The sequence below is a fragment of the Streptomyces sp. NPDC050121 genome (assembly GCF_044460385.1).
Taxonomy (GTDB): Bacteria; Actinomycetota; Actinomycetes; order Streptomycetales; family Streptomycetaceae; genus Streptomyces; species Streptomyces soliscabiei.
In genome coordinates, this window is record NZ_JBITJV010000086.1 from 1 (window position 1) to 10,507 (window position 10,507).

10 protein-coding genes, 1 rRNA gene and 1 pseudogene are annotated in these 10,507 nt (G+C 71.7%); 10 read left to right on the forward strand and 2 right to left on the reverse strand.

What is annotated here, in order from left to right:
- The first annotated feature begins 174 nt into the window (after positions 1-174).
- The 3 genes and pseudogenes from rrf (at position 175) to ACIBTS_RS48780 (ending at position 2,389) form a co-directional block, all read left to right on the forward strand.
- A 5S ribosomal RNA gene (rrf, locus tag ACIBTS_RS48770) occupies positions 175-291 on the forward strand.
- Between the two features lie 124 nt (positions 292-415).
- Positions 416-1,582, forward strand: a pseudogene (locus ACIBTS_RS48775) (hypothetical protein); the annotation flags it as partial.
- 21 nt (positions 1,583-1,603) lie between these two features.
- The gene (locus tag ACIBTS_RS48780; RefSeq protein WP_399328387.1) at positions 1,604-2,389 is read left to right on the forward strand and encodes a hypothetical protein; all 786 of its coding nucleotides are present in this window, start codon (positions 1,604-1,606) and stop codon (positions 2,387-2,389) included.
- A gap of 128 nt (positions 2,390-2,517) precedes the next feature.
- Here ACIBTS_RS48780 and ACIBTS_RS48785 read toward each other — a convergent pair whose 3' ends face one another.
- Positions 2,518-3,801, reverse strand: coding sequence for a DUF1015 domain-containing protein (locus tag ACIBTS_RS48785; RefSeq protein WP_399328371.1), 1,284 nt, complete (start codon positions 3,799-3,801; stop codon positions 2,518-2,520).
- 73 nt (positions 3,802-3,874) lie between these two features.
- Between ACIBTS_RS48785 and ACIBTS_RS48790 the strand changes: the two genes are divergently transcribed.
- The 4 genes from ACIBTS_RS48790 (at position 3,875) to ACIBTS_RS48805 (ending at position 8,009) form a co-directional block, all read left to right on the forward strand.
- The gene (locus ACIBTS_RS48790) at positions 3,875-4,903 is read left to right on the forward strand and encodes an HAD hydrolase-like protein (protein ID WP_399328373.1); all 1,029 of its coding nucleotides are present in this window, start codon (positions 3,875-3,877) and stop codon (positions 4,901-4,903) included.
- Positions 4,904-5,023: 120 nt separating this feature from the next.
- The gene (locus ACIBTS_RS48795) at positions 5,024-6,067 is read left to right on the forward strand and encodes a FecCD family ABC transporter permease (protein WP_399328375.1); all 1,044 of its coding nucleotides are present in this window, start codon (positions 5,024-5,026) and stop codon (positions 6,065-6,067) included.
- Entirely contained in the window at positions 6,064-7,146 is a 1,083-nt protein-coding gene (locus tag ACIBTS_RS48800; protein ID WP_399328376.1) for a FecCD family ABC transporter permease, read from the forward strand. The genes ACIBTS_RS48795 and ACIBTS_RS48800 overlap by 4 nt, the downstream gene beginning before the upstream one ends.
- A complete protein-coding gene (locus tag ACIBTS_RS48805; RefSeq protein WP_399328378.1) occupies positions 7,143-8,009 on the forward strand; it encodes an ABC transporter ATP-binding protein in 867 nt (288 codons plus the stop codon). The genes ACIBTS_RS48800 and ACIBTS_RS48805 overlap by 4 nt, the downstream gene beginning before the upstream one ends.
- Here ACIBTS_RS48805 and ACIBTS_RS48810 read toward each other — a convergent pair.
- Positions 7,993-8,340: a sterol-binding protein gene (locus tag ACIBTS_RS48810; protein ID WP_399328380.1), complete on the reverse strand. Its 348-nt coding sequence runs from the start codon at positions 8,338-8,340 to the stop codon at positions 7,993-7,995. The two genes, ACIBTS_RS48805 and ACIBTS_RS48810, sit on opposite strands and share 17 nt — an antisense overlap.
- 42 nt (positions 8,341-8,382) lie before the next feature.
- On the opposite strand from ACIBTS_RS48810, the gene ACIBTS_RS48815 reads away from it, so the two are divergent.
- Genes ACIBTS_RS48815 through ACIBTS_RS48825 form a run of 3 tightly spaced genes read left to right on the forward strand, consistent with a single transcriptional unit; the run spans position 8,383 to position 10,416 of the window.
- Positions 8,383-8,691, forward strand: a complete 309-nt coding sequence (locus ACIBTS_RS48815) for a hypothetical protein (RefSeq protein WP_399328382.1) — start codon at positions 8,383-8,385, stop codon at positions 8,689-8,691.
- Positions 8,692-8,698: 7 nt separating this feature from the next.
- Positions 8,699-9,514 (forward strand): TlyA family RNA methyltransferase, encoded by an 816-nt coding sequence (locus ACIBTS_RS48820; RefSeq protein ID WP_399328384.1) that lies wholly within the window; start codon positions 8,699-8,701, stop codon positions 9,512-9,514.
- A complete protein-coding gene (locus ACIBTS_RS48825) occupies positions 9,511-10,416 on the forward strand; it encodes an NAD kinase (RefSeq protein ID WP_079663221.1) in 906 nt (301 codons plus the stop codon). The genes ACIBTS_RS48820 and ACIBTS_RS48825 overlap by 4 nt, the downstream gene beginning before the upstream one ends.
- Positions 10,417-10,507 lie beyond the last annotated feature (91 nt).

Here is a 10,507-nt window from a genome sequence, read left to right on the forward strand (position 1 = left end):
GTTGATAGGCCGGATGTGGAAGCCCAGTAATGGGTGAAGCTGACTGGTACTAATAGGCCGAGGGCTTGTCCTCAGTTGCTCGCGTCCACTGTGTTAGTTCTGAGGCAACGACTGTTGCCGGCTAGAGCTGAAAACAAGTAAAAAGTGTGCTTGTTCGCTCGAAACCATTAGGGTTTCGGTGGCCATAGCGTGAGGGAAACGCCCGGTTACATTTCGAACCCGGAAGCTAAGCCTTACAGCGCCGATGGTACTGCAGGGGGGACCCTGTGGGAGAGTAGGACGCCGCCGAACAATCTTTGGAAGGACCCTTGGTCCCAGCGTTCAGCTGGGACCAAGGGTCCTTTTTGTTTTTCTGGAGCGCGCCGGGTACCCGGGTGCGCGAGAATATATGCGGTACCGAAGACAGGAGTCACCGATGTCCACCAACTCTCCCGACGACCGACCGGAGCGCGACCAGCGGCGACGGGACAGTGGGGACCGCGGCGATCGCGGCGGCAACCGCGGTGACCGTGGCGGCGATCGGCCCGCCTCCCGCCGCGACAACGACCGTGCTGGTCATGTCCGTCGAGACGACCGCCGCGATGACCGCGGTCGTGACGACCGGAGCCGCGGTGAGCGTGGTGACCGTGGTGGCTTCCGTCGGGATGACCGTGGCGGTGACCGGCCGGCGTTCCGTCGCGATGAGCGCCGTGACGATCGGCGTGACGACAACCGTGGTGGGTTCCGTCGCGATGACAGTCGTGGTGGTGGCTTCGGTGACCGTGATCGGGACCGGGACCGCGGCGGTTACGGCCGTCGTGATGACCGGCGTGAGGGTGATCGTGGGTCTCGTCCGGCGTTCCAGCGTGACGACCGTGACCGTGGGCCCCGTCGCGACGATCGTGGCGGCGACCGGCCCGCGTTCCGGCGCGACGACCGCGGCGAGCGTCCCCCCTTCCGCCGGGACGACGACCGTGGTGGATACCCCCGGCGTGACGACAACCGTGGCGGCGGCGGTGGCTACGCCCGTCGCGACGACCGCCGGGACGATCGTGACCGTGGTGGCTTCCGTCGGGATGACCGTGGCGGTGACCGGCCGGTGTTCCGTCGCGATGAGCGCCGTGATGACCGCCGTGACGATCGGCGTGACGACAACCGTGGTGGGTTCCGTCGCGATGACAGTCGTGGTGGTGGCTTCGGTGACCGTGATCGGGACCGGGACCGCGGCGGTTACGGCCGTCGTGACGAGCGTCGTGATGACCGGCGTGAGGGTGATCGTGGGTCTCGTCCGGCGTTCCAGCGTGACGACCGTGACCGTGGGCCCCGTCGGGATGACCGTGGCGGCGACCGGCCCGCGTTCCGGCGCGACGACCGCGGCGAGCGTCCCCCCTTCCGCCGGGACGATCGGCATGACGAGCGCAGGGATGACCGCCGGGGCGACGACCGTGGTGGTTTCCGTGGGCGGGACGACCGGGGTGCCCGTGGCCCCCGTCGGGACGACCGCGGTGGGCGGCCCGGTGGCTTCCGCGGCCGTGACGGGCGCGACGACCGTCGGGACGACAGGCGTGGCGGCGGCAGCCGATTCCGCGACGAGCGGGACCGGGACCGTGAGCCGATCAAGCGGCTGCCGATCCCGGAGGACGTCACCGGCGACGAGATCGACAAGGACGTACGGCAGGAGTTGCACAGCCTGCCCAAGACGCTTGCCGATGACGTGGCCAAGAACCTGGTGATGGTCGCCCGGCTGATCGACGAGGACCCCGAGAGGGCGTACGCCTACTCCAAGGTGGCCCTGCGGCTGGCCTCGCGCGTCGCCGCCGTGCGGGAGGCGGGCGGATTCGCCGCGTACGCCAACCAGAAGTACAGCGAGGCGCTCGCCGAGTTCCGGGCCGCGCGGCGTATGACCGGCAGCGTCGAGCTGTGGCCCGTCATGGCCGACTGCGAGCGTGGGCTCGGGCGGCCGGAGAAGGCGCTGGACATGGCCGGCGCTCCCGAGGTGAACAAGCTCGACAAGGCCGGCCAGGTGGAGATGCGGCTCGTCGCGGCCGGCGCCCGGCGGGACATGGGGCAGCTGGACGCGGCGATCGTGACCTTGCAGAGCCCCGAGCTGGCCTCCAACTCCGTCCAGCCGTGGACCGCGCGACTGCGGTACGCGTATGCCGACGCACTGCTTGCCGCCGGGCGAGAGGGTGAGGCCCGGGAGTGGTTCGCGAAGGCCGTCGAAGCCGACCGGGACGGCAGCACGGATGCCTCCGACCGGCTCGCCGAGCTGGACGGCGTCGACTTCGTCGACGCCCTCGACGAGAGCGAGAGCGAGACCGAGGGCGAGAGCGACAGCGAGCCCAAGAGTGAGGCTGAGGGAGTTGTCGTGGAGAAGGCCGAGGACGAGGCCGACCGCGACGAGGACTGAGGCACTGAAGGCAGTGAAGTGAAGGGGCGGGACCTGGTGCGCGGCACCGGATCCCGCCCCTTCGCGCGTCCATGCGTGCCGCGTGCCACGTGCCACGTGCCGCGTGCCGCGTGCCGCGTGCCACGTGCTCAGAGGTCCAGTGCGCGCAGGACCAGGCCCGAGGCCGGCTTCGGGCCGAACGACGTCGACTTGCGGGGCATCGTGACGCCCTGGCGGGCGAGGTCGCGGACGACCTCCTCGCGGACGGGGTGGAGCAGGACCGCGGTACCGCCGTCGCGTTCCGCCTTCCTCACCGTCGCGGCGGTGTCGTGGATGTAGGCGATGCGGGTCGGGTCGTCCTCGGGGATGTGCCATATGTGGCCGAGAAGCGTGGCGTGCAGGACCGTCGCGTCCAGGGTGCGCCAGGCCGTCGGACGGTCGGCGGGGATCGTGCGGTCGAGGAGCGCCGGGTCCGGGCGGTCGAGGAGGTGGAAGGCGCCGTCGCCCGCCAGGAGGAAGGCGTTGCCGGAACCGGCCGCGTCCGCCAAGGCGTCCAGGGCCTGCGAGAGGGGGACCGGCAGGCGACGGACGCGGAACCGGCCGTCGAGCGCGCCCAGGGCCCGCGCGACCGGCAGACCGTGCAGGAGGCGGTGGATGGCGCGGACGCGCAGGGGGTAGCGGGCGGTGTCGACCAGGAGGACCAGACCGTGGTCCCAGGGACTGGGGGAGGGGTGCTCGGCGCGGAGCCGGAGGTAGGTGGCCCAGCGGTGGTGGCCGTCGGCGATGAGAGCCTGGTGGCGGGCGAGGTCCGCCTGGACGAGGGCCGTCTCGGCGGGGTCGGTGAGCGCCCAGAGGCGATGGCTGTAGCCGTCCTCCGTTGTGGTGGACAGAAGCGGGGGGCGCTCCGCCGCGCGGTCCACGATCTCGGCCGCCGTGCCGTTGCCGCGGTAGGTGAGCAGCAGGGGTTCGAGGTTCGCGTGCGTGGCGCGCATCAGGGCCGCGCGGTCGGCGACTATGTGCGGCATGACGTCCTCGTGCGGGAGGACGATCCCCTCCGACGGCTCCGAGACGCGCAGGGCCCCGATGAGGCCGCGCTGCAGCATGCCGTCCGCGTGCCGTTGCTCGTAGACGTACAGGGCGGGCTCGGGGTCGGCCGTCAGGATGCCCTCGGACAGCCAGCGGCGCAGGGCGCCGGCGGCCAGTTCGGTGCGGGCCGTGGGGGTGGTGGCCTGAGGGAGGATCAGCCGGACGATGTTGTACGGGTCCGCGTCCTGGAGGTGGTGCAGGCCGTCGGGGCGGACGACGACGTCGTACGGCGGGGAGGTGACGGCGGCGAGACTGCCGACCCGGTCGGGGTCGTAGCGCAGGCCTCGGAACGGGGTGAGTTCCAGGCCTCGGGGCGCCGTTGCCTCAGGGTGACCTGCTGTGTTCATCCCGGCATCGTACGTGTGTCAGTGGCATGCGGGATGATCGGGGGAAAGCGGACCGAACGAGGAGCGATGTGGAATGAGCCCGACCGTCAGGACGAGGCCCGAGGGCAGTGGGCAGGCCCTGAGCGAGGCGTACGACACGGCGCTGCTCGACCTGGACGGGGTGGTGTACGCGGGTGGGAACGCGATCGCGTACGCCGTCGAGTCGCTGGCCGTCGCGCGGGCGGGCGGGATGCATCTCGCGTACGTCACCAACAACGCGCTGCGGACGCCGGACACGGTCGCCGGGCATCTCACCGAGCTGGGGATACCGACGGGCGCCGAGGACGTCATCACCTCGGCGCAGGCGGTCGCGCGGCTGATCAGCGAGCAGGTGCCGGCGGGATCGCGGGTGCTGGTGATCGGCGGGGAGGGGCTGCGGGTCGCGCTGCGCGAGCGCGGGCTGGTCCCGGTGGAGTCGGCGGACGACGATCCGGCGGCCGTGGTGCAGGGGTTCGGCGGGCCGGACCTGCCGTGGGGGCGGTTCGCTGAGGCGTCCTACGCCGTCGCGCGCGGTGTGCCGTGGTTCGCGTCCAACACCGACCTGACGATTCCGAGCGGGCGGGGGATCGCGCCGGGCAACGGGGCGGCTGTGGAGGTCGTGCGGATCGCGACCGGCGCCGAGCCGCAGGTCGCAGGCAAGCCGCTGCCTCCCATGCACCGGGAGACGATCCTGCGCACGGGCGCCGAGCGGCCGTTGGTCGTCGGGGACCGGCTGGACACGGACATCGAGGGGGCGTTCAACGGGAACGTCGACTCGCTGCTCGTCCTGACCGGTGTCACCGACGGGGCGCAGCTGCTGGCCGCGCCGCCGCAGCACCGGCCGACGTATGTCGACAACGATCTGCGCGGGCTGCTCACCGGGCAGCCGGAGGTCGGCGTGGCGGGCGAGGGCTTCCGGTGCGGTGGCTGGACGGCGACCGCGCGGGCAGACCGCCTGGAGCTGGAGGGGGAGGGCGACGCCCTGGACGGGCTGCGGGCGCTGTGCGCGGCGGCCTGGACGGCGGCGGGGGACGGGAGTTGCGGGTCGGACGGGGGGAAGGCGCTGGCGCGGCTGGGGTTGTGAGGTCGTGTGAGTCTGCTTGAGACGCCCGGGCCGGGGGGTGAGAGGTCCGAAGCTGTGAACCCGGCAACGGTCATGGCCAGAGGATCGAAGCAGAAGGGGAGGGTAGGCTAACCTAACTGGGTGTTGGTCGACAGTGCTCCCGAACAGCGCGCGGAGACAGCTCCCGCGCCCCCGAATCACCGGGCGATACGGTCCGTCGGGCTGCTCGCCGCCGTGGCGGTCCTGGTGCTGGTGGCGGTGGCGAGCATCGCCGTCGGGGCCAAGGAGCTGTCCGTCGCGCAGGTCTGGCACGGCGTTTTCGAGGATTCGGGGACGTACGCGGACGTCGTCGTCGACGAGCGGCTGGCGCGAACCGTGCTCGGGCTGCTCGTGGGGGCCGCGCTCGGGCTGTCCGGGGCGGTGCTCCAGGCGCTCACGCGCAATCCGCTGGCCGACCCGGGGCTGCTCGGCATCAACGCGGGAGCGTCGGCCGCCGTCGTCACCGCCATCACCTACTTCGGTGTCACGAGCCTGAGCGGTTATGTGTGGTTCGCCTTCTTCGGGGCGGCCGCGGTCGGTGCGCTGGTCTGGTTCCTCGGTGGCAGCCGGGGTGCCACGCCGGTGCGGCTCGCGCTCGCCGGCACCGCGATCAGCGCCGCGCTCTACGGCTACCTCCAGGCCGTGATGATCATGGATGACGCGGCGCTGGCCCGGATGCGTTTCTGGACGGTGGGGTCGCTGTCCTCGGCGACCGACGAGACCATCTGGCAGGTGCTGCCCTTCCTGGCCGCCGGCACGCTTCTCGCGTTCGCTCTCGCCCGGCCGCTGAACGCCGTGGGCATGGGCGACGACACGGCCAAGGCGCTCGGCGCCCATCTGAACCGGACCCGGGCGCTGTCGATGCTCGCGGCGACGGTGCTGTGCGGCGCCGCGACGGCTGCCTGCGGGCCGATCGTGTTCGTCGGGCTGATGGTCCCGCACGCCGTGCGCTCGTTCATCGGTCCCGACCTGCGCTGGATCATGCCGTACGCGGCGATCCTGTCGCCGGTGCTGCTGCTCGGCTCCGACGTCCTCGGCCGGGTCGTCGCGCGGCCGTCCGAGGTGCAGGTCGGCATCATCACCGCGATCGTCGGCGGCCCGGTCTTCATCTTTCTCGTACGACGGCGGAGGACGGCCCAGCTGTGAAGACCGCGCAGAAGACCGCGCAGAAGACCGCGCAGAAGACCCCTCATGGCCCGCGGGCGGTACGCACGCCCGGCGGGCTGTCCGTCCGGCTGGACCTGCGGGCGCTGATCGTCGTCGTGCTGCTGGTGGTCGCCGCGCTCGCCGCGAGCGTGGCGCTCATCGGCACCGGCGACTTCCCGATCTCGTCCCGTGACGTCGTCAGGACGCTGCTCGGCGACGGCGACGCCGGGCAGGAGTTCATCGTCAACGAGCTGCGGCTGCCGCGGGTCCTGGTGGGGCTGCTCGTCGGCGCCTCGCTCGGGCTCGGCGGTGCGCTGTTCCAGGCCGTGTCACGCAACCCGCTGGGCAGTCCGGACGTGCTGGGCCTCGGACAGGGGGCGACGGCAGGGGCGCTGGTGATGATCGTGCTGTTCTCCGGGAGCACCACCCAGGTGACCGTCGGCGCGCTGATCGGCGGGCTGGTGACCGGGGCCCTGATCTACCTGCTGGCGTGGAAGCGGGGCGTCCACGGGTACCGGCTGGTGCTCGTCGGCATCGGCGTCTCGGCCGTCGCAACGGCGGTCAACGGATACCTGCTCACCAAGGCCGACTTCGTCGACGCGGCGCGCGCGGTCGTCTGGATGACCGGCACCCTCGACGGCCGGGACTGGAAGCAGGTCTGGCCGCTGCTCGCCCTGGCCTGCGTGCTCGTGCCGCTCGTCCTCGCCAACGCGCGGGGGCTGCGGATGATGGAGATGGGCGACGACGTCTCCCACGCGCTGGGCGTGCGCGTGGAGCGGGTGCGGCTGCTGCTGATGGTGGCCGCCGTGCTGCTCACCGCGGCCGCCACCGCCGCCGCGGGCCCGGTCGGCTTCGTGGCGCTCACCGCTCCGCAGCTCGCCCGACGGCTGACCCGTTCGCCCGGGCCGAACCTCGTGCCGTCCCTGTGCATGGGCGCCGCCCTGCTGGTCACCGCCGACTGGGCCTCACAACGGCTGTTCGGCGACGGGCAGTTGCCCGTGGGCGTGGTCACCGGCGTGCTGGGCGGGCTCTACCTGCTGTGGCTGCTGGTCACCGAGCGCAAGGCCGGCCGGATATGAGCACCACTCCCCCCGAAGACCGAGGGACGAACCACCGAAGGAGCACCGTGAACCGCCTCTCCGCCGAGAACGTGACCCTCGCCTACGACCAGCGGGTCATCGCCGAACAACTGTCGGTGGAGATTCCCGACAACTCCTTCACCGTGATCGTCGGCCCGAACGCCTGCGGCAAGTCGACGCTGCTGAGGGCGCTGTCGCGGATGCTGAAGCCGTCCACGGGCCGGGTGCTGCTGGACGGGCAGGCCATCCAGTCGATGCCGGCGAAGAAGGTCGCACGGACCCTGGGGCTGTTGCCGCAGTCGTCGATCGCGCCCGACGGGATCAACGTGGCCGACCTCGTCGGCCGCGGTCGCTACCCGCACCAGGGCATCCTGCGGCAGTGGTCGGCCGAGGACGAGCGGGTCGTGCAGGAGTCCATGGCGCAGACCGGGGTCGCCGAGCTCGCCGGCCGGTACGTCGACGAGCTGTCCGGCGGTCAGCGCCAGCGTGTGTGGATCGCGATGGCCCTCGCCCAGCAGACCCCGCTGCTGCTGCTCGACGAGCCGACGACGTACCTCGACATCCAGCACCAGATCGACGTCCTGGACCTGTGCGCGGAACTGCACGAGGAGCAGGGGCGCACCCTCGTCGCCGTCCTGCACGACCTCAACCACGCCGCCCGCTACGCCACCCATCTGATCGCGCTCAAGGGCGGCGAGGTCATCGCCCAGGGCGCGCCCGACGACGTCGTCACGGCCCGTCTGGTGCAGGAGGTCTTCGGGCTGCGCTGTCAGGTCATCGAGGACCCGGAGACGGGCACGCCGCTGGTGGTGCCGGCGGCCCGGAAGACACGCGCGCGCGAGTCGGTCACAGCAGCTTCCTGAGCTGGAACAGGTCCCGCAGACCGGCCTCCAGCTTCACCCGACCCGAGCCCCACGCCTTCGCGAAGTTCAGCTCGCCGGCGACCAGCGCGACCAGGTCGTCGCCGGTCATGGTCAGCCTGATCTCGGCCTTCTCCCGGGGAAGACCCTGCAGAGTGTCCTGCACCACGATTCGGCCGCCCGCCATGCGGCCGACGAACGTGACGTCCAGGTCGGTGATCCGGCAGCTCACCGAACGGTCCAGGGCCGCGGCCGCCCGGACGTTCCCCTCGGCGCTGCCCATGCTGTCGGAGAGCTTTTCGAGTGCGGCGCGGCACTCCTCGATCGTGGCCATCGCGATCGACGGTACCCCAGCGGTTCGAGGTAGCGTCTGGGCATGAGCGACACAGTGCCGGAGGCGGAGCCGCAGGCGGGCGCGGAAACGCTGCCGGAAAGGTTTCCGGAGACCTCGCCGGAGGAGGACGACCCCGCCGCCCCCGCCCCGCTGAACGTGCCCCGCACCCCCACCGGTGACGCCGAGGTCGACGCCCGTCTTGACCGCCTCGCCGACGCCGACCACCTCGCCACCGACGGCCACGTCGAGGTGTACGAGGATGTACACAGGGGGCTGCGCGACGCGCTCACCGCGCTCGACGCCCGCCCGGGACCTCCGGCGCCCCCCTCGTCGTACGGCAGTAGGAGCTGAACCGAACGTGGCAGGAGTCGCACGTCGCCGTCTGGACGCGGAGTTGGTCCGCCGCAAGCTCGCACGTTCGCGTGAGCATGCCGGGCAGCTGATCGCCGCCGGGCGGGTCACCGTCGGCAAGAGTGTCGCGACCAAGCCCGCCACACAGGTGGAGACCGCCGCCGCGATCCTCGTCGCCGTCGACGAGGACAACCCCGACTACGTGTCCAGGGGCGGGCACAAGCTCGCCGGCGCGCTGGCCGCGTTCGTGCCGCGGGGGCTCGTGGTGGAGGGGCGGCGGGCGCTGGACGCCGGGGCGTCCACCGGCGGGTTCACCGATGTGCTGCTGCGGGCGGGGGCCGCGCAGGTCGTGGCCGTGGACGTCGGATACGGACAACTCGCGTGGTCTCTTCGGAGCGATGAACGCGTCACCGTCAAGGACCGTACGAACGTACGCGAGTTGACGCTTGAAGCGATTGATGGGGAGCCTGTGGATCTTGTCGTGGGGGACTTGTCCTTCATCCCGCTCGGGTTGGTCCTGCCCGCCCTGGCGCGGTGCACCAAGCCGGACGCGGACCTGGTGATGATGGTCAAGCCGCAGTTCGAGGTGGGGAAGGAACGGCTCGGCAGCGGGGGTGTCGTACGCAGTCCGCAGCTGCGGGCGGAAGCCGTGCGGGGCGTGGCCCAGAAGGCGTGGGACCTGGGGCTCGGGGTGAAGGGTGTCACCGCCAGTCCGCTGCCCGGGCCGTCGGGCAATGTCGAGTACTTTCTGTGGCTCCGGGCCGGGGCGCCTGCCCTCGACCCGGCCGATGTCGACCGTGCAGTTGCGGAGGGGCCGCGTTGACTCAGAACCGAGCTCGTACTGTTTTCCTGCTCGCCCACACCGGGCGGCCCGCGGCCATTCGCAGCGCCGAGCTGGTGGTCAAGGGGCTGCTGCGCGAGGGCATCGGGGTGCGCGTCCTGGAGTACGAGGCCGCCGACCTGCCGCTGCCCGACGAGGTGGAGCTGGTCTCCGAGGCCACCCCGCAGTGCCTGGAGGGGTGCGAGCTGCTCATCGTCCTCGGCGGTGACGGCACGCTGCTGCGCGGCGCGGAGTTCGCGCGGGCGTCGGGGGTGCCGATGCTCGGCGTCAACCTCGGCAGTGTCGGCTTCCTCGCCGAGGCCGAACGCGACGACCTCGACAAGGTCGTCGACCGGGTGGTGACGAAGGCGTACGAGGTCGAGGAGCGGATGACCGTCGACGTCGTCGTGCACCGCAACGGGGACATCGTGCACACCGACTGGGCCCTGAACGAGGCGGCCGTGCAGAAGGCCGGCGCGGAGAAGCTGCTCGAGGTCGTGCTGGAGATCGACGGGCGGCCGGTCACCGGGTTCGGGTGCGACGGGATCGTCCTGTCGACGCCGACCGGGTCCACCGCGTACGCGTTCTCCGCCGGGGGGCCTGTGGTGTGGCCCGAGGTCGAGGCGCTGCTGATGGTGCCGATCAGCGCCCATGCGCTGTTCGCGAAGCCGTTGGTGACCTCGCCGGATTCGGTGCTCGCCGTGGAGGTGCTGCCCCATATTCCGCCGGGCGTCCTGTGGTGTGACGGGCGCCGGACCGTCGAGTTGCCCGCGGGGGCCCGGGTGGAGGTGCGGCGGGGCGCCGTGCCGGTGCGGCTGGCCCGGCTGCACCACGCCTCGTTCACCGACCGGCTGGTGGCGAAGTTCGCGCTGCCCGTTTCGGGGTGGCGGGGCGCCCGGCACTAGGGCGTGTTTCGAAAGTCCCGTCTGGCCCGCGACGCCTGGCACGGCGCCTCGCCGCGTTGTCGGGATCGTCCGCGTACGCCCAGTACGCGGA